Origin of the sequence: Brevibacterium sp. UCMA 11752, from assembly GCF_021532235.1 — a bacterium.
GTDB lineage: Bacteria > Actinomycetota > Actinomycetes > Actinomycetales > Brevibacteriaceae > Brevibacterium > Brevibacterium antiquum.
Genome location: NZ_JACBOS010000003.1, coordinates 2,112,908 through 2,139,879, shown reverse-complemented (window position 1 = coordinate 2,139,879; position 26,972 = coordinate 2,112,908). Strand labels below are relative to the sequence as shown.

General features: G+C 64.5%; 24 protein-coding genes and 1 pseudogene. 15 read left to right on the top strand and 10 right to left on the bottom strand.

Translation table 11 applies throughout. The features are described from left to right. Positions 1-4: 4 nt before the first annotated feature. Positions 5-1,198, bottom strand: a complete 1,194-nt coding sequence (gene mnmA, locus HU144_RS09585) for a tRNA 2-thiouridine(34) synthase MnmA (protein WP_235351161.1) — start codon at positions 1,196-1,198, stop codon at positions 5-7. Further along, positions 1,195-2,406, bottom strand: coding sequence for a cysteine desulfurase family protein (locus HU144_RS09580; RefSeq protein WP_235351160.1), 1,212 nt, complete (start codon positions 2,404-2,406; stop codon positions 1,195-1,197). Before HU144_RS09580 ends, mnmA begins: the two co-directional genes overlap by 4 nt. A gap of 124 nt (positions 2,407-2,530) precedes the next feature. Here HU144_RS09580 and HU144_RS09575 point away from each other — a divergent pair, with 124 nt between their 5' ends. Both HU144_RS09575 and HU144_RS09570 read left to right on the top strand, forming a co-directional pair. Further along, a complete protein-coding gene (locus tag HU144_RS09575) occupies positions 2,531-2,881 on the top strand; it encodes a hypothetical protein (protein WP_235351159.1) in 351 nt (116 codons plus the stop codon). Further along, the gene (locus tag HU144_RS09570) at positions 2,878-3,366 is read left to right on the top strand and encodes a hypothetical protein (protein WP_442862650.1); all 489 of its coding nucleotides are present in this window, start codon (positions 2,878-2,880) and stop codon (positions 3,364-3,366) included. The genes HU144_RS09575 and HU144_RS09570 overlap by 4 nt, the downstream gene beginning before the upstream one ends. Positions 3,367-3,449: 83 nt before the next feature. Here the strand turns inward: HU144_RS09570 and HU144_RS09565 are convergent, their stop codons facing one another. The 3 genes from HU144_RS09565 to HU144_RS09555 all read right to left on the bottom strand — a co-directional run bounded on the left by HU144_RS09565 (position 3,450) and on the right by HU144_RS09555 (position 7,978). After that, positions 3,450-5,189 (bottom strand): hypothetical protein, encoded by a 1,740-nt coding sequence (locus HU144_RS09565; RefSeq protein WP_235351158.1) that lies wholly within the window; start codon positions 5,187-5,189, stop codon positions 3,450-3,452. 53 nt (positions 5,190-5,242) lie between these two features. After that, a complete protein-coding gene (locus HU144_RS09560; protein WP_235352680.1) occupies positions 5,243-6,187 on the bottom strand; it encodes a tetratricopeptide repeat protein in 945 nt (314 codons plus the stop codon). Positions 6,188-6,358: 171 nt separating this feature from the next. Beyond that, on the bottom strand, positions 6,359-7,978 hold the full coding sequence (locus HU144_RS09555) for a hypothetical protein (protein ID WP_235351157.1): 1,620 nt from the start codon (positions 7,976-7,978) through the stop codon (positions 6,359-6,361). Positions 7,979-8,183: 205 nt separating this feature from the next. On the opposite strand from HU144_RS09555, the gene orn reads away from it, so the two are divergent. Genes orn through HU144_RS09540 form a run of 3 tightly spaced genes read left to right on the top strand, consistent with a single transcriptional unit; the run spans position 8,184 to position 10,887 of the window. Beyond that, positions 8,184-8,753 carry an oligoribonuclease gene (gene orn, locus HU144_RS09550; protein WP_232488494.1) on the top strand — a complete coding sequence of 190 codons (570 nt, stop codon included), beginning with the start codon at positions 8,184-8,186 and terminating at the stop codon, positions 8,751-8,753. Between the two features lie 56 nt (positions 8,754-8,809). Continuing rightward, positions 8,810-9,199 carry an ArsR/SmtB family transcription factor gene (locus HU144_RS09545; protein ID WP_235351156.1) on the top strand — a complete coding sequence of 130 codons (390 nt, stop codon included), beginning with the start codon at positions 8,810-8,812 and terminating at the stop codon, positions 9,197-9,199. Then, complete coding sequence (locus HU144_RS09540) at positions 9,196-10,887, top strand: SulP family inorganic anion transporter (RefSeq protein ID WP_235351155.1); 1,692 nt, start codon at positions 9,196-9,198, stop codon at positions 10,885-10,887. Before HU144_RS09545 ends, HU144_RS09540 begins: the two co-directional genes overlap by 4 nt. A gap of 8 nt (positions 10,888-10,895) precedes the next feature. Here HU144_RS09540 and HU144_RS09535 read toward each other — a convergent pair whose 3' ends face one another. Further along, on the bottom strand, positions 10,896-11,816 hold the full coding sequence (locus HU144_RS09535) for an SCO6745 family protein (protein ID WP_235351154.1): 921 nt from the start codon (positions 11,814-11,816) through the stop codon (positions 10,896-10,898). A gap of 37 nt (positions 11,817-11,853) precedes the next feature. Continuing rightward, a complete protein-coding gene (locus HU144_RS09530; protein ID WP_235351153.1) occupies positions 11,854-12,600 on the bottom strand; it encodes a FadR/GntR family transcriptional regulator in 747 nt (248 codons plus the stop codon). 222 nt (positions 12,601-12,822) lie between these two features. On the opposite strand from HU144_RS09530, the pseudogene HU144_RS09525 reads away from it, so the two are divergent. From HU144_RS09525 to HU144_RS09480, 10 genes and pseudogenes are all read left to right on the top strand, one after another. Then, positions 12,823-13,512, top strand: a pseudogene (locus HU144_RS09525) ((Fe-S)-binding protein); the annotation flags it as partial. 302 nt (positions 13,513-13,814) lie between these two features. Next, on the top strand, positions 13,815-15,344 hold the full coding sequence (locus HU144_RS09520; RefSeq protein WP_442862649.1) for a lactate utilization protein B: 1,530 nt from the start codon (positions 13,815-13,817) through the stop codon (positions 15,342-15,344). Next, the gene (locus tag HU144_RS09515) at positions 15,341-16,093 is read left to right on the top strand and encodes a LutC/YkgG family protein (protein WP_235351152.1); all 753 of its coding nucleotides are present in this window, start codon (positions 15,341-15,343) and stop codon (positions 16,091-16,093) included. Before HU144_RS09520 ends, HU144_RS09515 begins: the two co-directional genes overlap by 4 nt. A 49-nt stretch (positions 16,094-16,142) precedes the next feature. Continuing rightward, on the top strand, positions 16,143-16,871 hold the full coding sequence (locus HU144_RS09510; RefSeq protein ID WP_235351151.1) for an LmeA family phospholipid-binding protein: 729 nt from the start codon (positions 16,143-16,145) through the stop codon (positions 16,869-16,871). 65 nt (positions 16,872-16,936) lie between these two features. After that, on the top strand, positions 16,937-17,086 hold the full coding sequence (locus HU144_RS09505) for a hypothetical protein (RefSeq protein ID WP_235351150.1): 150 nt from the start codon (positions 16,937-16,939) through the stop codon (positions 17,084-17,086). A gap of 115 nt (positions 17,087-17,201) precedes the next feature. Beyond that, complete coding sequence (gene nhaA / locus HU144_RS09500; RefSeq protein WP_235351149.1) at positions 17,202-18,491, top strand: Na+/H+ antiporter NhaA; 1,290 nt, start codon at positions 17,202-17,204, stop codon at positions 18,489-18,491. Between the two features lie 44 nt (positions 18,492-18,535). Beyond that, on the top strand, positions 18,536-19,834 hold the full coding sequence (locus tag HU144_RS09495) for a M20 family metallo-hydrolase (protein ID WP_235351148.1): 1,299 nt from the start codon (positions 18,536-18,538) through the stop codon (positions 19,832-19,834). Positions 19,835-19,879: 45 nt separating this feature from the next. After that, positions 19,880-20,233: an antitoxin gene (locus HU144_RS09490; protein WP_235351147.1), complete on the top strand. Its 354-nt coding sequence runs from the start codon at positions 19,880-19,882 to the stop codon at positions 20,231-20,233. 231 nt (positions 20,234-20,464) lie between these two features. After that, positions 20,465-21,784: a glutaminase gene (locus tag HU144_RS09485; RefSeq protein WP_198396975.1), complete on the top strand. Its 1,320-nt coding sequence runs from the start codon at positions 20,465-20,467 to the stop codon at positions 21,782-21,784. A gap of 154 nt (positions 21,785-21,938) precedes the next feature. After that, positions 21,939-22,757 carry a siderophore-interacting protein gene (locus HU144_RS09480; protein ID WP_235351146.1) on the top strand — a complete coding sequence of 273 codons (819 nt, stop codon included), beginning with the start codon at positions 21,939-21,941 and terminating at the stop codon, positions 22,755-22,757. Positions 22,758-22,791: 34 nt separating this feature from the next. Here HU144_RS09480 and HU144_RS09475 read toward each other — a convergent pair whose 3' ends face one another. From HU144_RS09475 to HU144_RS09465, 3 genes are all read right to left on the bottom strand, one after another. Further along, positions 22,792-25,041, bottom strand: a complete 2,250-nt coding sequence (locus HU144_RS09475; protein WP_235351145.1) for a choice-of-anchor I family protein — start codon at positions 25,039-25,041, stop codon at positions 22,792-22,794. A 141-nt stretch (positions 25,042-25,182) separates the two neighbouring features. Further along, positions 25,183-26,082: a dihydrodipicolinate synthase family protein gene (locus HU144_RS09470; protein ID WP_235351144.1), complete on the bottom strand. Its 900-nt coding sequence runs from the start codon at positions 26,080-26,082 to the stop codon at positions 25,183-25,185. After that, a complete protein-coding gene (locus HU144_RS09465) occupies positions 26,079-26,957 on the bottom strand; it encodes a ribokinase (protein ID WP_235351143.1) in 879 nt (292 codons plus the stop codon). The genes HU144_RS09470 and HU144_RS09465 overlap by 4 nt, the downstream gene beginning before the upstream one ends. Positions 26,958-26,972 lie beyond the last annotated feature (15 nt).

Sequence of the window (26,972 nt, the reverse complement as noted above, 5' to 3'; positions counted from 1 at the left end):
GTCCTCAGACGCCGAGGCGGTCCTTGGCTGTCACATCGATGGTGGCCTGGCCCAGGACCCGGGTTCCGCGGTAGATGACCATGGTCTGCCCGGGTGCGACGCCGGAGAGTTCCTCGTCGACGTCGATGTGCATGAGCTGTCCGGCAGGTCGTGCGGCCGGCACGTCGACCTCGTCGACGATCGGGTTCACTTCATGCTCGGGTGCCTCGGAGATGTAGTCTCCCAGCCAGGCCCGAGCCGGAACCGGGTCGCTGTGGGCCCGGATCTGGACCTCACAGTCGATGGCGGTCACCGGTTCGCTGCCGATGTCTGCCGGCGGCGGTCCGGCCCATGTGGTCCGGATCCCGGTCAGGTGGGAGACCCCGAGATCGCTGCGGGAGCCCACCGTGACGGTGTTCGAGGCCGGGTCGAGGCCGGTGACGAAGCGCGGCTGACCATCGGCCGCGGGCTTCTGGATGCCCAGGCCCTTGCGCTGGCCGATGGTGTAGGTCATCGCACCGTCGTGTTCGCCCAGGGTCTCGCCCTCGGCGTCTTTGATGAGGCCTGGGCGCATGGGGATCTTGTCCGCCAGCCACGCCTTCGTGTCACCATCGGGGATGAAGCAGATGTCGTAGGAATCAGGCTTGTTGGCCACGGAGAATCCGCGCTCGGCAGCCTCGGCGCGGACTTCTGCCTTCGACGCGGTCGCGCCGATCGGGAAGTAGCAGTGCTCGAGCTGATCGCCGGAGAGCACACCGAGGACGTAGGACTGGTCCTTCGCGAGATCCTCGCCGCGGTGGAGTTCCGGTCGCCCGTCCTCGTCGCGGAGCACCTCGGCGTAATGGCCGGTGGCGATGGCGTCGAAGCCCAGTGCCAGGGCACGGTCGAGGAGGGCCGCGAACTTGATCCGCTCATTGCAGCGCATGCACGGATTGGGTGTGCGTCCGGCCGCATACTCGGCGATGAAGTCATCGACGATGTCCTCTTTGAACCGTTCGGAGAAGTCCCACACGTAGAACGGGATGTCGAGCATCCCGGCCACGCGGTGGGCGTCCCTGGAGTCTTCGATGGTGCAGCAGCCGCGTGAACCTGTGCGCAGGGTTCCGGGCATGCGGGACAGGGCGAGGTGGACGCCGACGACTTCGTGGCCGGCGTCGACGGCACGTGCCGCAGCGACTGATGAGTCGACTCCGCCGGACATGGCGACGAGAATTTTCATGATGCTCCTTGCATCCAGCGCGGAGTGGCCGAGACCATTCCGGCCTGATGTGCTTGTTCGACGACCTCGGGCAGAACCTCGAGAAGACGATCGACCTCTTCTTCGGTCGAGTCGTGGCCGAGGCTGAATCGTTGGGCTGATCTGGCGACGTCTTCCTCCATGCCGCAGGCCAGCAGCACATGTGAGGGACGTGAGACCCCGGCTGAGCAGGCCGAACCCGTCGAGGTCGCCAGTCCTCTCGCGTCGAGGCCGAAGAGCAGGGAGTCGCCTTCACATCCGGAGAACGTGAAGTGCGCGTTCGCGGGAAGCCTGCCCCCACCTCGGCGACCGGACAATGTGGCATTGACGATTGTGTCCTCGATGCCGGCGATGAGACGGTCGCGTAGGAATGAGAAGCGGGCGGCTCGTGTCTCGATGTCGGCGGTGGCGAGTTCGACGGCCTTGGCGAAGGCCACGGCACCGGCGACGTCAAGTGTGCCCGAGCGGACACCGCGTTCCTGGCCCCCGCCGTGGAGGATCGGCGCGGGGGCGGCACCGCGGTCGAGCAGCAGTGCACCGATGCCCACGGGTCCGCCGATCTTGTGAGCGGTGATCGACATGGCGGTGGCACCGAGCTCGGCGAAGTTCAGCGGAATCTGGCCCAGAGCCTGCACGGCGTCGATGTGGAAGGGAACACCGAGTTCCTTCGCGACTGCACCGATTTCGGCGATCGGCTGGAGTGTGCCGATCTCATTATTCGCGGCCATGATGGAGATGAGTGCAGTGCGCTCTGGGGCGCTGCGCAGTTCGGCCAGGGCCGCGTCGAGGTCGAGGCGTCCTTCTTCGTCGACGTCGAGGTAGACGATCTCGGCACCCTGACTGGCCAGCCATTCCACGGAGTCGAGGATCGCATGATGTTCGATCGTCGTGGTGAGTACGCGTGGGCGAACCGGTGCCTCGAAGGTGGAGTTGTTACGCGAGAGGTAGAGGCCCTTGAGCGCGAAGTTGTCGGCCTCAGTGCCGCCGGAGGTGAAGATGACCTCGGATGATGTTACGGCGCCGACACCACGGGCGATGTCCTCACGAGCCGTCTCGATGCGCATCCGCGCGGCCTGACCTACGGCATGCAGGGCCGAAGGATTGGCGCGTCGGCTCAGCTCAGCGGTGTAGACGTCGAGCACCTCTGCCGGCATCGGCGAGGTGGCTGCGTGGTCAAGGTAAATCGGCACTCTCCCTATTTTAGGCCGTGAAGGGCACTTCGGCCAGGATCAGTGCCGCATCTCACCCGATGCTGGGCCGTCGGCGGGCACCTGACGTTCCGGGGCCGCGTTCACGCCGACTAAACTGGGCCGGGTGTTCACCGTTTTCACCATCGTGCTCTATGCCGTCTCCGCCGTCCTGGCCATCTGGTCGATCATCGAGACCATTCGCAACCGCCCCGCCGGCAAACTGCTGCTCGGCGCGACCGCTCTGCTTCTGCTCCTGCTCATCGTGCAGCTGGTTCTCTCGATCGCCACATTCGGGTCGACCCACGGCATCGATCCGCTCCTGTACTTCGGCTACGTCATCACCGCGATCCTCGTCATCGCTCTGGCCGGCTTCTGGGCGTTCGCGGAACTGAGCCGCTGGGGGCCAGGAGTGCTCGCGGCGGCAGGACTGACGGTGATCGTCATGATCGAGAGATTGGACCAGATTTGGCAGTGAAGAAGCGAAACGACGATGGCGGTGCCCGCGCAGCGGCCGCCTCGGCGAAGAAGGAACGGGCCGCGAAGCGCAACCGCTCACCGTTCTCGGCGATGCACACCGGCCCAGGCCGAGCACTGACGGCCGTCTACGGGGTCTTCGCGCTCTCGGCGACTGCGCGCGCCGGCTATCAGGTCATCCGCGAGTTCGACGTGGCCCCGGTCGCGTATTCGCTGTCTGTGATCGCCGCCGTTATCTACATCGTGGCCACGATCTGCCTGGTCATCGGCAACCGCACCTCGCACCGGATCGCGATCGGCGCCTGTCTCGTCGAGTTCGTGGGCGTCATCATCGTCGGCATCCTCAGCTTCACCCATCCGGAGGATTTCGCCAAGCCCTCCGTGTGGTCATCCTTCGGCAGCGGATACGGATACATCCCGCTCATCCTGCCCCTCGTCGGATTGTGGTGGCTCTACCTCGTGGGGCGCAGAATCCGCACCAGCTGAGAAGTCAGGCCCCACCTCGGCGGGGCCTGACTGATCCTGGGGCCTGACTGGTCCTGAAACTCGCTGCGTGAAGACGGCTGCGCTCACTCGATGCGTGAGGACAGCACGTTCCAATCGGTGGCCACGGCGCTCAGCTCATCACCGGTCTTCATCAGCACATACGGGTGGGCGGTGTCGACCTTGACGGTGTTTCCATCCTTGTCGTTGGTCTTCACCGCTTCGATGGTGTCGCCCAGGTCGACCGAATAGTCGTCGGGGATCTCGATCGTCAGGGTGCAGCGGACCTCGCCCATTCCGATGGCGCCGTGCTCGGTGCTCAGGGTCATCGAGGTGAAGTCGAGCTTCTCATAGGGCTTGCAGGAGATATCGACCTTGTCGAATCCTGAGTCCTTACCCCGCAGGTCACCCAGGTAGCCTCTGAAGTCCTTGAATCCGCCTTCTTTGAGCCCGTCGGCATCCGCGGCGTCGGCCTTGCCGTCGGCCAGGAACTTCGAGACCTGGTCCGCGGTCGCCGTCATCTCCTTGTCGAATCCCTCTGGGCCGGGCTTGACGGCCCCTTTCCCGTCGGCCATCAGCGTCGGCATCTGATCGCTGGGAATATAGGAGGCAGTGCGCACGATCGGCTCGGTTGAGGCGGATTCTCGGGTGGCCAGCTGGACCTGCGTGAGCTTCGCGTCCCCTTTTGCGGTGCCGAATGCGTAGAACCACATCGGGTACTCGGTGAAGCTCGGGCTGCCGGCGACGACCTCGCTGAAGTTCGGTGCCCGCAGCTTCTGCTTCGCCTTCTTCGCGATCTGCATCTGTGCGCGGGTCCGATCGATCAGGGGCTCGCCCTGAATCTTTTCGAGGTCCTTTCCTCCATCGTTGAGGATCTCATCGAGTGATTCGGTGTAGCCGGTCATGAATTCCCCGGCCTCACCCGGGCGCATCGCCGCGCGCTCATAGGGCGTGATGTCTGGGCTGTGCGGCTGCGCCACCGGCAGTGCGGTGCATCCGCTCAATGCCAACCCGGTCGTCAGCGACGCGGCTGTGACGATGCGCAGCGATCGTCTGCCCCGTGAGTTCGCCCGCCGAGGTGGCTGCGCCGTCGCGCCGCCAGGGTTCTTCACGAGGCGAGAACTCCGCACCCTGCCGGTATTCGTCATAGGCCCGTTGGGGTCAGCCCCAGCGCCGGGGCCCGGGCCGGCACCGGGCCCCGGGCCTGGGCCGCGACCGCGACCGCGACCGGTCTTTCGGGCGACCGACCGCTTCTTCTCGGGCCGGATGCGCCCGTTGAACCAGCGCAGGAAGAAGTAGGCGCCGAATCCGGTCAAGATGATGCCCAACGCGATTCCGACCAAACTCAAAGCCAGGACTCCCTCCACACGCATCTTCAGCGAGACTGTGGTTCCATCAAGATTTTCGCCCTCGTCCGCGGCGGCGATGACCAGGACCTGCGGGTCAGCGTCGAGGTCGAAGGTCTTCGCCACCTTCTCTCCCGTGTCCTTGCTGGTCCACCAGTCCCTATCGGTGAGCGTCGCTTCGGGAGCGTCGTCACCGGGGATGAACCGGTGCTCGACGGTGTTGGGGAACTCGACGTTGCTGATCTGCTCCTGCGCCACTCCGTCGAGGATGCTGTCGGTGTCGACGCCGTTCGCCGTGCCGACGAACAGTTTCTTGCCATCGGCGTTCGCGGCCTCAACGGTCACGTTGGTGCCCGAATAGGGAACGATCGCCTCGTCGAGGACGACAGCGTGGGCGCCGTCCTTGACGGTGAAGTCCTTGGTCTCCGTGACCTCGTCGGTGCCGACGACGGACAGCGCGGAGATGACCAGTACTGCCACGATCACCGCTGCGAACGTGAACAGTATGGCTGTGGTGAGACGGATTCTCTGGATCAGAACAAGGCCCTCATCAATGCTGTGCGTGCCTTGGTCACGGCCGGATCATCCGCACCCAGGACTTCGAAGAGTTCGAGCACCCGCAGTCGCAGCGCTTCCTTCTCGTCGCCCGCGCTGACGCGGATCAGCGAGATCAGTCGGTTGAAGGCACTGCTCGGGTTGCCTCCGACGATCTCTGCGTCGGCAGCCGCCTTGGCCGCCTCGGAGTCCTTCGGGTTCGCATCTGCAGTGGCGATGAGCTGCTGCGGATCGGCGTCGATGAGGCGGCGGCCCAGTCCGGCTCTGGCCAGACCGAACTTCGCTTCCTCATCGGCCGGTGACGCGGCCAGAGCTGTCTTGAACAGGGATTCTGCAGTGTCGAAGTCTCCCCGGCTCAGCGCCTCTTCGGCCTCCGGGTGGGCAGGACCTGCTGGTTCCTGCTCGGCTCCGGCGACGACGGCGTGTCCGGTGACGCCGTTCTCTCCGGCGAGCTTGAGCAGCTCATCGAAGTAGGCCCTCACCTGCTGCTCGGGCAGTGCACTCTGGAACAGCGGGACAGGCTGACCTTTGACGATGGCGATGATATTCGGGATCGACTCGACGCCGAAGGCCTGCGCCAGTCGCGGATTGGCATCGACGTCGACCCGGGCCAGGACCAGTCGGCCGCCGAAGGATTCGACGACGCGCTGGACGATCGGCGAGAGCTGCTTGGCCGCTTCACTCCGGTCCGCCCACAGGTCGATGACGACGGGAACCCGATCCGACATTGCGACGACCTCGGTGAAGCTGGCCTCGTCGACGTCGAAGGTCAGCGCCGGGACGGCAACCGCATTCGGGTCAGCAGGTCCGCCAGCGGCCTGCCCCTGTCCACCGCTCTGCTCCTCATGGGGCAGGTTTCTGCTGCGCACCGCGGACAGATCGAGTCCTTGGTTGGGCTGCGTGTTGTCCTGCGAGGGATCCATTGACACGTGGTCTCCTTTGTTGCGGGAAGTGCGAATTTCTACGGTGCGCGTCCGTCGGGAGCTTTTTGGTCCAGACGTTCGTCGGGAACTCTCAAGCTTCGACGGTGCTGATGACATCCAGCATAGAACGTATCAACACCGCCGGACCTGCGACTATTCTTCCGGTGCGGACTATTCCAGTTCGGCTCCGCTGAGGGTCTCCAGTCCGCCGATGAGGCGCGCCTTGCCGTCCTTGGGCACGAGGAACGTCAGGACCTGAGTGGTCTTCGTCGTCACCGGCTGCTTGGTGCTGTCGGATCCGGTCAGCTCCTTCTGTGGGCTCGAGAGAGTCAGGGTTCCGGTGCGTCCGTCAACCGATTCCGGAGAGATCGTGGACTCGGCCTCGATGACTCCGGTGACGACAGCGGCATCGCCTGCAGTTCCCTGCGCGACGATCTCCTTGCCGGGGGTGTACTTGTACTTGACCTCGGCCTTGCCGTCTTCTGCACTCTGCTTCTGCGCCTGCTGGTTCTTCCAGATCGACTTCGAGAAGTCATCGGACTCGAACTTCTTCGCTTCCTTCGAGTCCTTCCCCGAGCCCAGCGCCTTCGCGTAGTCGGACACTGCCTTCTCCGGTGTCATCGCGAAGTCCTTGGTCTTGGGATCAAGGAGCTGCGAGCCCTGCCTGGCATCGGGGATCTCCGGCAGTTCTGTGCCCGGGACCAGCTGGGTCTGCGACCACAGCTTGTAATCGGAGCGCGGATCTTCCTGAGTCAACACGAGCAGCTGGGTGTCTTTGCCCGCCGAGGTGATGAGGCTGGTCATGCGCGGCCAGGAGTCGGTGGCCGCGGTGTAGTTGACGACGACCTTCTCATTGGCCACTGCCGGCGGCAGCTTCTGATCCTTGACCTTCTTCTTCACCTTGTAGGCATCCTCGCGCTGCTGCAGGGCGGGCCCTGTGGCGCTCTTCTTCAGCTCGGTGCTGTCTGTGCCCTTGTCGGCTGCCTTGATGTCTTCGGCCACGGAGTCGAGGATCCGTTTGGCCTGGTCGTCATTGACTCCGGCCGCGGCAGAGCTCGGGGCCTCCGAAGGCTCAGGCTTGGGCAGCTCTTCAGGTCCGCAGGCGCTGAGAGCCAGAACCGGAACGATCGCGAATGCGGTTCCGTATTCTGCCAGCTTGCGACGGCGCTCCTGACGGGCCGTGCGTCGGTTCTTCTCCTTCTTCGCGCTGTTGCGGTTGAAGAAGAGGACAACGATGCCGCCGACGAACAGCGCACCGCCGATGATCATCAGCGGAATGGCCCAGGGGGTCTCCGCATGGCTGGGCCAAGAGATGGTGACGGTCTTGACGTCGCCTGGCTCACCGCTGCCGGCGATGAGGAAGCCCGTCCGGTTCGCGTCGTCGGTCCAATCAAGGGTCACGGAGTCGGTTCCGGTGACTTCGGAGGTCCAGAGGTCCGCCCCGGCCGGGTTGGGCACCTTAGCCTTGCCGTCCTGGGCCTTCACCGTCAGTTTGCCCTCGGGTGCCAGCCCGGTCACATGCGCCGAGGCTGAGTCGCCCACCCACGCATCGACGTTCTCGGCCGGCGCCTGGGCGATCGTGAGATCCCCCGAGCCCTTGACTTCGAGTGTTGCGGGGGTTTCGTAGAGATTGAGCATCCCGGGGTCGATGACGACGGCCGGTGTGTCTGCATCGATCTCTGTGGTCGCGGTGATCTGGTCGTCCGGCGCCCACAGGGTCTTCTGCAGAACACCGAGGCCTCCGACAACGACACCCACCACCATGAGAATCACAGCAAGTGTGTAGCGCACGTACGAACCCTTCCCTCAACAAAGTGTCTTCTGGCCCCACGTTCACTCGTGGGACAATCCAAGTTTAAGTCACTGCGCGCGTATTGGTTTTGTGCGCGTACTCAGCGTGTGTCGGTGCGCACAGCCGGGCGGAATGCTCAGAGCCGCCACTCTGCCTTAAGCTGGACTGGTGAGCAACGACAAAATTGTGTGGATCGACTGTGAAATGACCGGCCTCGACGAAGTCAGGGATGAACTCATCGAAGTGGCGGCTGTCGTCACCGACTTCGATCTCAACCCCCTCGACGAGGGCATCGACATCGTCATCAGACCCTCCGCCGCGGCGCTGGAGAACATGAACGACTTCGTCACCCAGATGCACACGAGCTCCGGACTCATCACCGAACTCGATGCCGGCACGACGGTCGCCGAGGCACAGACCCAGGTGCTCGAGTACATCAAGAAGCACGTCCCGGAATCGGGCAAGGCACCGCTGGGCGGCAACTCGGTGGGCACCGACAAGGTCTTCCTCACGAAGCAGATGCCCGAGCTCGTCGATCACCTCCACTACCGGATCATCGACGTGTCCTCGATCAAGGAACTGAGCAAACAGTGGTTCCCCCGCGCCTACTTCCAGTCACCGGAGAAGCACGGCGGCCATCGTGCCCTCGGCGACATCCTCGACTCGATCGTCGAGCTCCAGTACTACCGCCGGGCGGTCTTCTCCGCCGAAGGACCCACATCGGACGAGGCGAAGTCCATCGCCGCCGAGGTGAGCTCACACATCTCCCGCTGATTCGGCCTGAGAGCCATTCGCCGTTTCAGGCGACCATGTGAAATGATGATTTCATCATGCCACTAAGTCACCAGCAGCGCCCCCTCTACGAGGTCAAAGCGAACCTGTTCAAAGGGTTGGCCCACCCCTATCGGATTCGGATCCTCGAACTCCTCGCCGGTGCTCCGGAGGTCAGCGTCACCGACCTGCAGTCCGAGACCGAACTCGAAGCCTCCCACCTGTCCCAGCACCTCGCCGTTCTGCGCCGACACCGCCTGGTCGAATCCGAGCGGCGGGCCAGCCATGTCTACTACCGTCTGGCCGACCGACGCACCGCCGAGCTGCTCTCCGTGGCCCGGTCACTGCTGCTGTCGATACTCGAAGACGACGAGGGCCGCCTGGCCGAGGCCCAGACGCTGCCGCAGATTCCAGGCGGACCCGCGTCCGCAACCGAGTCCGCTTCATGAGTTCATCCGCCACCGCCTCCGCGGCCATACTCAGCGGCCTGAGACGGGCACGCTCACTGCTGCCCAGCGCCTCCGACTACGGCGAGACCCGCCGGTCGTGGCCGAGGGATCTCGTCGCCGGCGTCACCGTCGGCATCGTCGCACTTCCCCTGGCGCTCGGCTTCGGTGTGAGCTCAGGACTCACTGCGGAGCAGGGACTGATCACTGCGATCGTGGCGGGACTCCTCGCCGCGGTCTTCGGCGGTTCGCATGTTCAGATCTCGGGACCGACCGGCGCCATGGCCGTCGTGCTCGTGCCCATCGTCGCCACCCAGGGCGCCGAGGCTGTGGTGGCGGTGACGCTCATCGCCGGGATCATCGTCGTCGCCGCCGGACTGCTGCGTCTGGGACGTGCGGTCTCCTTCATTCCCTGGCCCGTGATCGAGGGATTCACCCTGGGAATCGCGGCCATCATCTTCTTGCAGCAGATCCCGTTCGTCACGACGGCGACCGATGCGCAGCCTGGTGAGCACAGCACGAACGCACTTGTCGCGGCCGGTCAGCTCATCGGCGAGGCCGACTGGTCCTATCTTCCCTATTCGCTGACGGCGGTCGCGATCGTCGTCGCATGCATGGTCATCGCGCCGAAGATCCACCCCTCGATCCCCGGATCGCTCGTCGGCATCATCATCGTCACGGTCCTCGCCGCACTCGTTCCGAACCCCCTCGCGACCATCGGAGAGATTCCACGCTCGCTGCCGCTGCCCAGCATCCCCGACATCGATTTCGGCGCCATCGGCGGGCTGCTGCCGGCCGCGGGAACGATCGCCGCGCTGGCAGCCATCGAATCGCTGCTCTCTGCCAGGGTGGCCTCCTCGATGTCGGACTCCGGTGCCTACCGTCCCGACCGGGAGCTCGTCGGACAGGGAATCGCGTCCATCGGCTCTTCACTCTTCGGCGGCATGCCCGCCACCGGCGCGATCGCCCGCACCTCTGTCAATATCCGTGCCGGTGGTCGCACCAGGCTGGCATCGATCGTCCATGCCCTCGTCCTGCTCGCCATCGTCCTCGCCGCAGCCGCGCCGGTGGGGCAGATTCCCCTCGCGGCTCTGGGCGGCGTTCTCTTCGTCACCGCCGTGCGGATGGTTCACCTGACAACGGTGCGAGCCATCATGCGCTCGACGCGCTCAGACGCCTTCGGCTTCATCGTCACCGCGCTGATCACGATCTCCTTCGACCTCATCTTCGCCGTCGGAATCGGCATGGCCGTGGCTGCCGCTTTTGCTCTGCGCAACCTCTCCCGGACGACCGGAGTCACGATCGAAGAGGTCTCCGCCGGAGAGTCCGCATATCCCGGCGATGACTCGATCTCGATCGTGCGCTTCGATGGGCCGCTGTTCTTCGCCTCATCCGACCGCATCTTCGACGAAGTCATGGAGCTGGACGGAATCGTGGTGGTGATTCTGCGGATGTCCCAGCTCGAACTCGTCGATGCCTCCGGCGCCCGCATCCTCGCCGAGGTGGTGCACACCTTCGAACGCCGCGGGATCACGGTGCTCATCAAGGGAGTCAAGGACTCCCACGTCGATCTGTTCCGGCACGTCGGGGTCCTTCGTGCGCTCAGGGACAACAGGCACCTCTTCGATGATCTGCCCAGTGCGATCGAGCATGCCCGCTCACATGTGGAGCGGGCATCGGCTCGCAGCTGAGCCGCGCTTCAGCTGGTCTTCTTCGCCGGCTGGGCGAAGACCGAGGACGGGAAGGCTCCGGACTGCGCCAGCACCTTGATCAGACTGCGACTGGGCGACACGAGCGCCTCGATCTCCTCATCGGTCAAAGCTGACCAGGCGGCGGCCACGGTGCCGTCGGTGAGCTGTTCGACCTGTTCCTTCAGGTCACGTCCTGCATCGGTGATGGCAGGCAGGTCGAATCCGCGTTCGTCTTCACCGACGGTGAGGAGACCGGCTTCGGCCAGGCGCGTCTGCGCAGTCTTCCATTCCTCATCGGTGTATCCGCGGGTCTTCTGTGCCGCACGCGGTTTGAAGGAGGCACCCGTGGCCACGTCGAGCATGAGGGCGTCGATGCCCGGAACACCCGCAGTCACGAGCGAGGCGACGTGACCGTCGCCGCGGAATTCTCTGGCGATGGTGGCCACGTTCCACAGCTGCTCGAATGCGGTCTTCGGTGTGTGCGCGGCCAGTGCGTCCGTCGTGGCCTGGGCCAGTGCCCGGCCCGAGAAATCCATGTTCGCCAGCACGGGGGTCATGGCCGTGGCCAGCTCCGTGGCCGCCTCGGTGAGCAGTGCGATGTCCTCGCGAACGTCGAAGAGCTCGGACATGAAGGCGGTCACTGCATCGAAGCGCACCTGCACCATCGTCTCGGGAGAGACCGTGTCCCACAGCTTCGGGAACTGGGTTGCGAGGTAGGAATGCGAGTAGTTGTAGTAGGCGGCGCTGACGACGCCGGCGTTCACACGCCCCATCGGGGCAGATCGTGCCGCCAGATTCCCTTCGACCCCGGGTTCGAGTCCGTGTTCGGCATATTTCCGGCCCACGGTCTCGGAGAAGTACATGGCCGAGTGGAATGAGTTGAGGCGGGAGGAGACGGTCCTGATGTTCTGCGTGCGCTGCGAGTTCATGGTGCCAATCCTAAGGTCAGGTGGTCGCATTCTCCGGTCAGCTGTCAGCTGCGTCGATGCCTGTGGTCGTGGCGAACCAGTGGATGTGGGCCGCGCATTCGCGTCGAGCCCGCTCGGCATCGCCGGCGAGGATGCTGTCGAGGAGACCAGCGTGTTGACGCGTGAGTTCGGCCTGCACCCACGACCAGTCGTCGGTGGCGGCAGCAGCCGCGGAGACATAGTCGAGGATGCTGCTCGACAGCGAGGCGAGGATGATGTCGGTAACCGGGTTTCCTGCCGCGGCACACAGTTCACGATGGAATCTGGCGTCGAGATCATGGAAGCGCTCTTTGGCGATGCCGGGGTCGCGCATCTTCGCCAGGAGTTCACCGGCTCGCCTGAGGTGGACATCGCCCGGTCCAGGTGTCCGTGCGTTCGGACCGGTCGCGACCTGGGCGACGGCCTTCGCGGCATTGGCGACTGCATCGGATTCGAGGACGACTCGCGTCGTCAGCACGTCTGCGGGGGCGATATGCCGGGCCGAGACGTGAAGCTTCAGTGCCCGTGACAGGCCCACCGCGGGTTCGGAGACGATGACCGATCCGGCTCCTGGTCCCGATCCGACGGCGGAGCGGATGAGGCCGACGGCGTCGAGGATGCGGATGGCCTCTCGCACACTCGACCGGGAGACGCCGAAGCGCTCGGCCAGGCTCCGCTCCCCCGGCAGCCGATCTCCGAGGGTGAGGCTGCCGTCGAGGAATGCACGCTCAATTCCGGCAAGGACAATTTCATAAGCCTTATTCATCCTAATTGCCCTTTCACCGTCCGCGACTTCGGCAGCACGCCCGGTATCTGCGCAGTCGTCACCGGCATCAGCGCCGAGTTCTCTGCTGGGACATCCCCCTATGTTATGGTCTGACCACATTTGTGACAAGAACCACTTCCGTCGCATTCGAGCGGTCCCCGCTCAGGGATCATGCCCCGGATCCGATTCTTGGCACTGCAGGCAACTCGGCTTGGAGGTCAGATGAAGATTGCACTGTTCGCCACGTGCATCGTCGATGTCATGTATCCGGAGGTCGCGCAGGCGACTGTGACGATTCTGCGCAGGCTGGGTCACGAGGTGATCTTCCCCGAGGGTCAGACCTGCTGCGGCCAGATGCACATCAACTCGGGAAAGTTCGCGCAGGCCGAACCCGTGATCGCCGCCCACGCCCGCGCCTTCTCCAGCACCGAATGGGACGCCGCGGTCGCCCCCTCGGCCTCCTGCGTGGCCTCGTTGGGACATCAGCAGCCCATGGTCGCCAGGCGGATGGGCAATGAGGCTCTGGCCACCGAGGCCGCCGACATCGCCGACCGCACCTACGAACTCTCTCAGTTCCTCACTGATGTCTTAGGAATCACCGATGCCGCCGCCGATCTGGGGTCGTATTTCCCGCACCGGGTGACCTACCACCCCTCGTGTCACGGGATGCGCCTGCTGCGCCTCGGTGACCGGCAGAGCGATCTGCTGCGTTCGGTGGAGGGGATCGACTACGTCGAACTTCCGCTCGCGGATTCCTGCTGCGGATTCGGTGGGACGTTCTCGGTGAAGAACCCCGAAGTGTCCTCGGCGATGCTCGCGGACAAGATTCGGACCGTCCAGTCCACCGGCGCCGAGGTGTGCACCGGCGGAGACGCGTCCTGTCTGCTCCACATGGGCGGCGGACTCTCCCGATTCCAACGCACGGGGAACTTCGAAGGCACCCCCGACGTCACTGCGGTGCATGTGAAGCAGACGAGCGGCAGAGTGGGAGCCGATGACACCATCGATGGCCTCACCGCGGTCGTCGGTGCCGATGACGACGATCACCGTGTCCCCGGCGAACAGGGCACGCGGCCGCAGGAACCGAGCCTGCAGCAGTCGGGTCTGCGAGTCGGCCAGTCGACGGTCCACCTGGCCCGGATCCTGGCGTCGACGAAGGAGGACCCGCTTCGGGTCCAGAGTGAAGGAGCAACCGTGAGCGGAGGGAGTCTGCGATGACATTTCTGGGAATGCCGCTGCTGCGGTCCACACGACACGACGACCAGGAGATCCCGGGCGGACAGGGCAACATCGTCGAAGACGAGTCCTTCGAGAAGGTCTCGCACCAGCACCTGTCGAATCAGCAGCTGCGCAACAATATCGGACATGCGACCGCCACGATCCGCGACAAACGCTCCGAGGTCGTCGCCGAACTCGACGATTGGGAGGCCCTGCGCGAAGCAGGCTCTCGGGCCAAGAACCAGGTGATGGAGAATCTGCCCGAGTATCTGGCGCAGTTCGAGAAGAACTTCACCGCTGCCGGCGGAGTCGTCCACTGGGCCCGGGACGCCGATGAGGCCAACACCATCGTCACAGAGCTCGTCGAAGCCAACGCTCCTGTGCTCGAGTCCGGCCGTCGCGAGGTGATCAAGGTGAAGTCGATGGCGACCCAGGAGATCGGACTCAATGAGCACCTCGAGACCCAGGACATCGACGCCTTCGAAACCGACCTGGCCGAACTCATCGTCCAGCTCGGCGACGATAAGCCCAGCCACATCCTGGTGCCCGCCATCCACCGCAACCGTGACGAGATCCGCGACATCTTCATGGAGAAGATGCCCGATGCAGGAGAGCTGACGAATGAGCCCGCGGTCCTCGCCGAGGCGGCCCGGAGGCATCTGCGACACAAGTTCCTGACCACGAAGGTCGCGATCTCCGGAGCGAACTTCGGCATCGCCGACACCGGGACGCTCGGCGTCGTCGAATCAGAGGGCAACGGCCGCATGTGCCTGACCCTCCCGGAGACCCTGATCACGGTGATGGGCATCGAGAAGCTGCTGCCCAGCTTCGACGATCTCGAAGTCTTCCTGCAGCTGCTGCCACGCTCCTCGACCGGGGAGCGGATGAACCCCTACACCTCGTTCTGGACGGGCGCTACCCCCGGCGATGGCCCCCAGAACGTCCATCTCGTCCTCCTCGACAACGGACGCACCCGTGCCCTGGCCGATGAGCACGGGCGCAGCGCGCTCAACTGCATCCGCTGCTCGGCCTGCATGAACGTCTGCCCCGTGTATGAGCGCACCGGCGGGCATGCCTACGGGTCGACGTATCCGGGTCCGATCGGTGCGATCCTCTCGCCTCTGATGACCGGCGTCGAAGCCGAGGAGAACGGCTCGCTGCCCTATGCCTCGAGTCTGTGCGGAGCCTGCTACGACGTATGCCCGGTCAAGATCAACATCCCGGAGATCCTCGTCCACCTGCGCGGCGAGGACGTCGAGGCCAACCACTCCCCCGTCTCCTCCCAACTCGACGCGGCACTCACCGGTGCCTCGTGGATGATGGGCGATGGCAAGAGGATGGCCGCAGCCGAATCCGGTCTGCCGATCGCCCACGCGGTGGCCGGGGACAAACAGATCAACTCTCTGCCGGGAATCGCCGGGGCATGGACCTCGAGCCGTGACATCCCCGCCCTGCCGGAGAAGAGCTTCAGACAGCTGTGGGCCGAGAATGAGGCCCGCGCAGAGGGAGAGGACGACGAGAGATGACGGACACCGCACGTGAAGAGATTCTTGGCCGCATCAATCAGGCCCTCGGTCGCCGAGGTGGGGGCGAGTATGTCTCGTCTGCTTCCGGGACCGTCCCCGCAGCTTCGTCCTCAGCCACCGGACACGCCGGCTCGCACGAGGGCACCGAGGAGAACACGGACCCGGGGCCTCCCGCCGCCGGCGGCGGGACGGTCAACCAGAGCGCTGAATATCTGCGAACGGGAACGCACACGGGTGAGGATCTCATCGAGCTTCTCATCGACCGCCTCGAGGACTACAAGGCCAATGTCCACCGTGTCAGCGGCGACCCGGCGAAGACCATCGCCGGGCTTCTCGACGCGGGGTCGACCATCGTCGTCCCACGCGGGCTCGACGATTCCTGGCTGGCGTCATTCACCGGTGAGATCTCGGTCGATGCTCCCGGTCAGGAACTGTCCATCCCCGAACTCGACGCACAGGCGGCAGTGGTGACAGCCTCGGCGGTGGCGATCGCACAGACGGGAACCATCGTCCTCGACGGATCGCCGGAGTGCGGCAGGAGGGCGATCACGCTCGTGCCCGACCATCACGTGTGCATCGTCCGCGTCGCCGATATCGTCGACATCGTTCCCGAGGGGATCGCACGTCTGACTCCGGATGCGGCTCTGACTTTCATCTCAGGGCCCTCGGCGACGAGCGACATCGAACTCAAACGTGTCGAAGGCGTCCACGGTCCGCGCACCCTCGACGTGGTCATCGTCGATTCGTGAGTCGGTCCCAGCACGACACAGGCAATCGCCGTACGGAAGAATGGGGTCCATGACGACGGCCCGAACTCTGGAGTACCCGCACGAACCGCCTCGACGGAGATCTCGCCGGACGACGCTCATCGTCACCGCGGTCATCGTCGTGGCCACCCTCCTCGTCGGGTTCATCGCCGCCGACCGGGTCGTCGACTTCACCACCGAACAGAAGATCGCCGCCGGACTCGAGCCCTATGGCGATGCCGATGTGAACGTCGAGGGCTTCCCCGTGCTGACGCAGATGGCCGGGGGAACTCTCGATACCGTTCGTGTCACTGCTGATCGGGCGCAGTATGAGAACGTCGACTTCACCGACGTCGATGCCGAGCTCTTCGACGTTCCCGTCGACACCTCACGCCCGATCGGCACGGTTGATGCGAGCGCGGTGATTCCGCTGTCGACGATCGACTCGCTGGCCACCGAACACGCCTCGCTGCCCGATGGCATGTCGTTCACCACGATCGACGGCGGGCTCTATCTCAAAGGCTCGCTGCTCGGACAGGATCTGCTCATCGGCATCGAATCGAAGGCGCAGTCACGACGGGTCGTGGTCAACGCCACGACGATCAGACTCGGATCCGCCGAGGTCGACATCGACTCGCTCCCGTCGTTTCTGACCTCGTCGATCTCAGACATCGTCATCGACCTCGATTTCCTGCCCGCCGGCCTCGAGCTCACCGACATCGAATCCACTGATGCCGGTCTGAAGATCAGCCTCCACGGCACCGGCATCTCCCTGAACTGAGCCGGGGACGACTGGGGAGGCTCTGAACGTGCGTGAGCATTCTGCTTTCGCGTACACTGACGGTGATGACTCCCACCACACCCGGCGCTGTATTCACACCGAAAGTGTGGGTCCTGGGACACCCGGGCACCAACGGCTACATCACGTCGTGGGGCATGATGCTGTCGGGGACAGCTCCACTTCCGGCTGGAGAACGACTCCGGCCCACCTTCTGAGCAGACCGTCAAAAGCACGACCGCCTCGGCGCTCGATCACTGATCGCTCTGACAGAGCGCCCGCATGCATTTCGGGCCGGAGAAGCACATCTTCCGGCAACGAAATGGAATCACCGTGACTTCACCATCTCCAGCACCTGGCACCGGCTTTCGCCTGCTCGCGTCTCTGCGCCAGGACACCGTCGGCGGCGGACTCCTCGTCATCGCCGCCGTCGTGGCCCTCATCTGGGCGAACTCTCCCCTCGCGGACTCATACTTCGCTCTCAGAGACGTCGAGCTCGGCCCCGCCGCCTGGCACCTGCAGCTGAGCCTGGGAACCTGGGCCGCCGACGGCCTGCTCGCGATCTTCTTCTTCCTCGTCGGGGTGGAGCTGAAGACCGAATTCACCCACGGAGATCTGCGCAGATTCCGCACTGCCATCGTCCCGATCACCGCCGCAGCCGGCGGCGTCATCGTCCCCGCCATCATCTACACAGCTCTCCTGACCTCCTACCCGGAGACGCTGCGCGGATGGGCGATTCCCACGGCCACGGACATCGCATTCGCTGTCGCAATCCTCGCGATCATCGGCTCCCACCTGCCCAAGGCTCTGCGCATCTTCCTCCTCACCCTCGCCGCCGTCGATGACCTGCTGGCGATCGGCATCATCGCCGTCTTCTACACCGAGACCATCTCTCTCGTTCCACTCCTGACAGCAGTCGCGGTCATCGTCGTCTACGGTCTCATCGCCGCCCGCTTCCAAACGTTCTTCGTCGAACGAGCCTGGGCCGCGTGGGTGATTCTGCTGCCCCTCGGGCTCATCGCCTGGGCACTCATGCACGCCTCAGGTGTCCATGCGACGATTGCCGGTGTTCTCCTCGGGTTCACGATCCCCGCCCTGGCCAGCCGCCGGCGCGGAGGTCAGGATCGTCAGGCAGATGACGATGACCGCCCGAACCTCGCCGAGGTGCTCGAACACCGCCTCCGGCCCCTGTCCGCGGGATTCGCGGTGCCCGTATTCGCATTCTTCGCCGCAGGTGTGGCCGTGGGCGGACTCGACGGTCTGGCCACCGCGTTCTCCCAGCCGTTGACCTTTGCGATCATCGCGGCCCTCGTCGTCGGCAAACCGTTGGGGATCCTGGCGTCGACGTGGCTGGTCACCAGATTCACCTCGGCGGGCTTGGACCCGAGTCTGAAGTGGCCGGATCTGGCCGGTGTCGGTCTGCTCGCCGGAATCGGGTTCACGGTCTCCCTCCTCGTCGCCGAACTCAGCTTCATCCCCGGCGCCCCTGAACACGATTATGCGAAGGTCGCAATCCTCAGCGCCTCGGTCATCGCCGCCCTGTTGGCCACGCTGGTCTTGGGCAGCAGGAACTCTCGGTACCGCACGGCTGAGGGCGCTACCCTGGATGTGGACCACCTCTGAGAACCGCACACCACCACTGACGGCACCACCAGAAAGGCTCAACGATGAGCACGATCACGCCCGTAGGCGAACGTTTCGGCTCCGAACTCGCCGAACTCGCAACCCTCGTCGATTCCGAACGTCCGGGCTGGACGAGGCGGGCTCTGAGCGAGTTCGATATCGCCGGACGCGACTATGCCCGCACCCTGATGAAGCAGGCAGGGCTGGCGACCCGAGTCGACGGGGCAGGAAACGTCATCGGGGTGCTGCCCGGTCGCCTCGGCGGGCAGGAGATCATGCTCGGGTCCCATACCGACACCGTTGACGGCGGGGGCCGTTTCGACGGGATCACCGGTGTCCTCGGTGCCATCGAGGTCGTGCGGCTGCTGCGGGAGAACAACATTCGACTCGACCATGACCTCGTGATCGTGGTCTTCTTCAACGAAGAGCCCAACGACTTCGGCTTCTTCTGCGTCGGCTCCCGGGCGATGACCGGACTCGTCGACCGCACCACCCTGGCCGCCACCGACACCACCGGCCGCAGCCTCGCCGCTGCTCTGCCGGACTCCGGCATCGACCCGGAAGCCTTCTTAGACGCGCGCTACGACTTCTCGAAGGTCACCGCCTTCCTCGAACTCCACATCGAGCAGGGACCCGAGCTGGAGCGGATCGGCAAACAGATCGGCGTCGTTGAGACGATCACCGGCATCAACCACTTCAAGGCGCTCTTCACCGGCCGTCAGGACCATGCAGGCACGACCCCGATGGATGTCCGTGCCGATGCAGGGTGTGCCGCTGCCGGCACGGTGCTCGCCGTCGAATCGATCGCCGAGTCAGGGACGAACACTCGCGGCACGAGTGGTCAGATCCAATTCACTCCGGAAGCCGTGAACGTCGTCTCGGCCAATGCCAGTCTCGAGGGCGAGTTCCGCGGCCCTGACGGTTCTTGGCTGCATGAGGCACAGCGCAGGCTCACCGATGCTGCCGGGGAGAATGCTGACAAGCGCGGCGTGCGCGTGGAGATGGAGTGGACGACGGACGATGCGCCCGTGCCCCTGCACGAACCGATCACGTCGACCATCGCCGAGGTGGCCGATGACCTTGGTCATTCCAGGGCCACAATGTTCTCCGGTGCCGGCCACGACGCGGGAATCATCGCCGCCAAGACGCAGGTGGGCATGATCTTCGTTCCCTCACATGATGGCCGCAGCCACTGTCCCGAGGAATTCACCGAACTCGATGACATCCTGCCCGGAATCGAGGTCCTGCTCGAGACCGTGCTGCGCATCGACCAAGCTGCTCCGTCAGGCGGGCCTGCGGCCTCCCGTGGGACTGCGCAGTCAGGTGGAGCACAGTCAAAGTGACTAAGATCGGTGGTGACACGACCGTCTGCTGAGAAGGGCCACATCATGCCATTCGACAAGTTCATCAACAAGGCCAAGAACCTGGCCAACGACCCGAAGGTTCGCGAAAAGCTCAACTCCGAAAAGGGAGAGAAGGCCACTGATTCGATTCTCGACAAGGCCGCAGGAGTCGCCGAGTCCCTGACCAAGGGCAAGCACACCGAGAAGATCCAGAAGGCCAGAGACGCCGCCGATCGTGCAGTCGGCAGCGATGGCGACTCGGAGAACAACCAGTCCGATGACCAGCGCCCGGCCGGCGATCAGCGCCCTGGTGAGCGCTCCACTGACGAGCAGCGGCCGGCCGGCGAACAGCGGCCCGATGTGAATCCTCGCAACGACGAGGGCGAAACTCGCCCCTGAGGATTCTCACTTCGGGGGTCAGCGCCTGTTCGGGATATCTGGCCCGATCCGGTGGCATATCGGGGATGCGGGTGGTGGGCCTCTGCGACGACTGCGACAGCCCAGTTCTCTGCCCCGTGTTGGACTCCTCACCAGCACGGGGTGTGTGAGAATAGCAGTCGGGTTATTGCGGTCCGCAACGCAGTCAGCCCATTCTCATCCCACGATCTTCACCACGCTGCAGGAGGTGCAATGCGATCCCCTATCCCTGATTTCTTGGACGAGACGCTCGATCGTCACAGGTCAGACCGGTCTGGTGCGAACGCGGACTACATTCCGGATCTGGCGTCGGCCGACCCCGAGAAGCTGGGCATCTGCATCTCCACACTCGATGGGATCGAATACACCTCCGGGGATTCGGAGTTCGAGTTCTCCATCCAGTCGATGTCGAAGCCCTTCATCTACGGCATGGCGATCGAGCAGGAGGGGTTGGCCGCAGTCCTCGACATGGTCGGTGTCGAACCCAGCGGGGAGGCCTTCAACGAACTCTCCTTGGACAAGATGTCCGGCAAACCGCTCAACCCGATGATCAACGCCGGTGCCATGGTCATCCATTCGCTCCTGGGCGAACCGGGAACCTCGCTGGCCGAACGGATCGAAATCGTGCGAGCCGGCCTGTCCGAGTTCGCCGGCCGCCAGCTGCGCGTCGATGACTCGGTGGCTGAAGGCGAATGGGGTGAGGCCTACCGCAATGTCGCGATCGCCAATATGCTGCGGTCCTATGGTGTCTACACAGACCAGCCCGACGAGGTGGTCCAGGGGTATATCGCCCAGTGCTCGATCCTCATCACCACCAAGGATCTGGGAATCATGGCCGCCACTCTGGCAGCGGGCGGACTCAACCCGGTCACCGGCAAGCAGGTCCTCTCACCTCGCGTGAACCGCCAGGTTCTCGGCGTCATGATGACGTGTGGAATGTACGATGCTGCCGGTGACTGGATGACAGAGGTCGGCGTACCCGCCAAGTCCGGTGTCTCCGGCGGAGTCTTCGGGGTCCTGCCCGGGCAGGTCGGGATCGCGACCTTCTCTCCGCGGCTGGATAAGCACGGGACGAGCGTTCGCGGAGCCAACATCTTCAGGACTCTCTCCCGCGAACTGAGTCTTCACATCATGGACGCACCCGAGCCTGCTCGCTCGATCATCCGCCGTGACCGTCGCTTCGTGGATTCTCAAGGTGTCATGGTCCGCATCTGCAGCCTGCAGGGCCTCATCCAGTGGAGCGGTGCCGAAAACGTCATCCGGACGATGGACGCCCCCGAATCCAATGTTGAGGCCTTCGTCCTCGACCTGCGCCGGGTCAATGAGATCAACGGGGTGGCCAGGCGCATGCTCACCGAGGCGATGAGTCGCCTCGAGGAGGACGGAAAGCGGATAGCGCTCATGGACCCCGAAGACATGCTCCTGTGCAAGAGCCCGAGTTCCGCGTTGCCAGACGTCGAATACGTCGACTCCCCCAAGGCGCTCAAGGGCCTGCGTCGGCTGCGTGAGGACTGGTCTCAGAGAGCCGTCTGACGTCGCCGCGACGTGGGTACCCGATGTGAGTGCCCACCACCGGCGTTTGCTAAGGTTAGGCTAACTAACCTGATCAAACAGGCGCAGTTTGAGGCCCTCGCCGAGGCGGCCCATAAGAACAGCCCGGCGCGATCGCATACCCGGAAGGTTCTCCATGTCGGCTGCTCCCAATACGCAGAACAACTCAGCTCGCCCGCCCCGCCCGCAAGCCATCCTCACCGTCCAAGACGTCACCTCGATCACCCCGAACCTGATTCGGGTCAGGGTCGGCGGCGAGGGCTTCGACGCCCTGTCCATCAACGAGGCGACCGACAAATACGTCAAGCTCATGTTCGCCGATCCCCGGCACGGCCTCGTCCCGCCCTATGATCTGACAGAACTGCGGGAGAACACTCCCGAGCAGCTGCCCCGCAACCGCACCTACACCGTGCGGGAGGTCAACGAGGACGAGAAATGGCTGACACTGGACTTCGTCATCCATGGCGATGAGGGCGTTGCGGGCCCGTGGGCCACATCGGCACAGCCAGGCGACACCCTCGTCATGGTGGGTGCCGGCGGCAAATACCGGCCCAGCCCTGATTCCTCCTGGCACCTGCTCATCGCCGACCACACCGCGATCCCGGCCGTGAGCACCGCCCTTGAGTCCATGGACGCCGAGGCGCGGGGCCTCGTCATCGCCGCCGTCCCCGATGAGGCAGACCGACTGCTGCCCGAGACGCCGGACGGCATCACCGTGACCTGGGTCGACAACGACGATGAGCTCATCGCAGCAGTCCGCGGTCTCGACTGGCCGGAGGACATCCCGCAGGTCTTCGCCCACGGTGAGCGGGAGACGATCAAGACGATCCGCAAGGCCCTCAAGGAACACGATGTTCCGCGGGAGTCCTTGTCGATCTCAGCCTATTGGGCACGCGGTCGTGCCGAGGACCAGTTCCAGGCCGAGAAGCGCGAACCCATCGGCAAGATCGATTGACGCAGCGTCAACTCGACTGACGTCGCGCCAGCGCTCAGTCCCAGCTGGCTGAGCCGAGGCCCTCGACGATCGATCCTGCCGAACCGGTTCGTTCGCCTCGGCGGCGCTGGCCGCGGCGACGTGTGAGGAAGACGGCCAGGACGCCGAAGCCGATGAGAGCCAGCGCGATTCCGCCCAGAATGAGGTACTGGCCCAGATCAGCACCGGTGCGCGGGAGCGAGCCCGCGTTGTCGTCAGCCGCGTCTGTTCCATCGGACGAACCTGCGTCGCCCTTCGCCCCCGAGTTCGAGGCGTTGGATGATGCCGAGGCGTTTGCCGCAGACGATTCCGAGCCCGTCGACGATGAACCCGAGTTCGCGTCGTCTCCAGTGTCTGAGTCGGCTTCGTCTCCAGTGTCTGAGTCGGCAGTGGTCGATGCCGCGTCGGACTCTGTCCCATCGGAGTCAGCGCGGGCATCTTCGGCTGCACCATCGGAGTCGACCGAAGCGTCGGAGTCGACCGAAGCGTCGGAGTCGACCGAAGCACCTGCATCCGCCGAGTCATCGGAATCGGCGCCCGCGCCGTCGTCGTTGAGATCGGCGACAGAGTACAGGCTGGTGGTGCCTGAGACTTCGTTGCCGACGACGAGGGCCGCTTCGCCTGTCGGAGACTCATCAGCACCCAGGAAGGCAATTCCTTCCGGACCAAGGTCGCCGGCCTTGGAGAGCAGAGCTTCGGGATCGGAGTCGTCCTCGATCTCGTCTTCAACGGAAACCGAGAAGTCACGGTTGTTGAAGTAGGTGACGAATTTCGGGTTCGCAGGGTCGCTGAGGTCGAAGGCGGCGATTCCGCCCACCCGTTCGAAGCCGACGAAAGCGTAGGTTGTCTCCCCCACCTCACCGATGGTCAGGGCCTCGGGCTCTGGGCCCTTGTCATCGCTGCGTCCCTCACGATTCGACTCCGAGTGGTTGGAATTGAAGAAGTCTGGAATCGCCTCTGCGGTCAACTGTTCGAAGCTGTCGCCCGAGTCGGCCACGAGTGCGCCATCCGTCGTCCATACAGAGAAGGAGCGGGTGCCGAAGGCGTAGAGCTCCTCATAGCAGTCACCACTCTCGCTCAAGCCCAGGTCGGTGATGATGTTGAGCCTGCCCAGAGCCTCGTCACCGAGTTGGCCGGCCAGCGGAGAGCTCTCGCACACGGGCGCCAGTTCGTCCTCGCCGAGGTCCTTGACCCTGGCCGCGTCGACGAAGTCGCCCCATTCCCTTGAGTCTCCTTCATTCGCGGTGACCAAGTAGTCGGTGCCTCCGGAAGAGAATGAGGAGACCGTGTCGGGCATGTAGGCGCCCTTGAGTCCCGGGTACTCTGCGATGTTCGTCTCCGGCGCGTCTTCTGGGTCGCGGTCTGAGGCGTCGAGCCCGTTCCCTGCCTGCCCATGATCTTTGAAGCCCAGCGGCAGGACGTCGGTGACCTCAGCTGTGGCGATGTCGACGACGGCGATCGCATTCGCCTCCTGCAGGGTCGTGTAGGCCTTGTCGCCTGCAACGGTGATGTATTCGGGTTCGAGATTGCGAGAGATCGGCAGATCCTCGTGCGGCGTGGGCCCGAACACGCGAACGTCGTCGTGCAGCGTCTTCGAACCGCCTTCTTCGAAGTCGTGGAAGTCAGCGGTGTGCACGTCCGATTCCTTCGGTGCGGCCACCTCGGCGGGCAGGTCGACCACGGCCACGGAACCTTCGGGATCCGTGGCGAAGTCCCCGGACGGCTCCCCTTCGTTGGCCACGAGTGCGTGTGAACCATCCGAGGTCAGCGCCACCATGTCCGGCAGCGATCCGACCGGGACCGTTCCCAGCACCGTCGCCGAGGTGGTTGTTGCGTCGAAGAACATCAGCGTTCCCGGTGCGGTCTTGTCCTCGTTCTCAAGCGCAACGACGCCGAGCCCGTCATCGCGGACGGCGATGGAGTTCGCGACACCGGAGCCGGTGACCTCACCTGTCTTCTCAGGTTTCGCCGGATCCGAGATGTCGATGATGTCGACCGTCGCGGCCTGAGCATTGACGGTGAATGCGGTGTCGCCGTGAACAGCGGTGATCTCCGCGGCGGACTCGTCGAACTGGCCGGTCTCATGGGAGCCGAGGAACCCGAGATTCAGGCTCGCGTCCGGGGCGGAATGGCTGATCGGTTCCGCCACCTCTGCCGCCGATGCCCCACCGGAGCCGATCACCGTCGCGGTCGCGCTCAGGCCCGTGGCCAGCAGCAGGGCGGTCAGTGCGGCCGTGATTGAGCGCGAAGTGGAAGGATGCGTCATCGGTTCTACGGAGTCGAGGTGATCGAGAGGGCGAAACTGCCCGCAACCACTCATATATAGGCACAGCGCCTGTCCCTGCCTCGAACTCTGGATGGATTCCGGATGAACTGTCCTGCTCCGGAGAAGTCCGCGCCGGGCCGGTCAGTCGAGATTGAGGGTCTCCACCACCTCCGCGACCTTTCCCTTCTGGGCATCGGTGAGACCGAGGATCGGCAGCGGCAGCGAATGCGGGGCGACCAAACCCAGATGTTCGGCGATGGCGGCGGTGGTTCGGAGGCTGCCGCCGAATTCGGCGAAGAGATCCCACAGCGGCTGCAGTTCGGCGGAGAGCTCCAACGCCTGGTCTGCCTCGCCGTTCTGGGCGGCTCGTGTGATCGCGAGCATCGGAGTCGGCAGGGTTCCTCCGACTGCCGTGTACCAGGCATCGCAGCCGGCGGTGAGGCCGGCAGCGCCGAACGCGTCGCCGGAGATCCCGATCGTCACCTGATTGTCGGTGGCGGCACGGATCCGCTCGACATGTGTGGTGAAGTCCGGTGGCGACATCTCCTGTCCAGGGATCTTGATCGAGACCACGCCTTCAAGTTGGGCCAGCCGTGCGTAGAGATCAAGGGTGAACGTGAAGTGCGTGGTGCCCGGATTGTCGTAGACGACGATGGGAAGATCGGTCGCCGAGGTGACCGTCCGGAAGAGTTCGAACACATCGTCGGCGCTCAGCTGCTGGTAGCTGACGGGGGCGAGCAGGAGCCCCTGGGCGCCAGCGGCTTCCGCCGAGCGGACATTGGCCACGACCTCACGCGTGCGCAGGGCGCCGATGCCCACGAACACGGGGATCCCGTCGGCATGCTCGACGGTCAGCCGTGCGATTCGAGCACGTTCTTCAGTGCTGAGGTAGACGTACGACCCGGTCGAGCCAAGGGCGGTGATCGAATCGACGCCGGCCGTGACGAGACGCTGGATCAACCCCACGTACGAAGCCTCGTCGATCTCCTCGTCGCGGATCGGGGTGAGGGGGAAGGCGCTCAGGCCCGTGAACAATGTCATGTCTTCGTCTCCGTGGATGTCGTCGATGTGGATGTCGTCGATGAAAGGTAGTGCTCGAGTGGGTGGAATTCTGGTTGGGCTGCAGGGTCCATCACGGCATCGGCACCGACGGCGTTGGCCACCGCCAGTGCTCGGTTGTGGGAGTGACCCGAGGCCAGCGCGATCGTCAGTGCCGCACAGAAGGCGTCTCCGGCACCGACAGTGCTGATCGGACGGCGCGGCAGAGCGTTCGCGAAGGCCACCTGCCGACCGCGTTCGTATAGAGCAGATCCCTTCGCACCATAGGTGATGGCCACGAGCCGAGCCTCGCGCAGCTGCGGGAGCAGATCGTATTCGGTTTCATTGACGATGATGAGATCGGCCCGCTCGACCACCTCGGCGGGCAGGGGCAGAGCCGGGGCTGCGTTGATGACGAACCGTCCTTCGACGGAATGTGACAATTCTGTTATCAAGTCAAGGGAGATTTCGAGCTGAGTGAGCACGGTCTCCTGCGCCGGGAAGCTGCGACCAGCGATGCTCACGTGCGCGTTCGCGCCTTCGCAGACCGCGATCTGATTCTCGCCGTGCGCATCGACCATGATGAGAGCGGTTCCGGTCTCCGAATCGACGACGGCAACGTCATCGGTCCCGACGCCAGCGTTCTGCAGAGCCTGTCTCATCGCCGTGCCCGTGGCATCAGAGCCGACGGCGCCGACCATCCTCGTCCGTGCGCCCAGTCGTGCCGCGGCTACGGCCTGGTTGGCGCCCTTGCCGCCAGGGCTGTGGATGAGGCGCCCACCGCCGACCGTCTCACCTGTTTCGGGCAGTCGGTGCGTGATCGCGGTGATATCGGCGTTGATGCTGCCGACGACTGTGAGATCAAGGTCAATGCTCATGTGGTCGTCCATCAC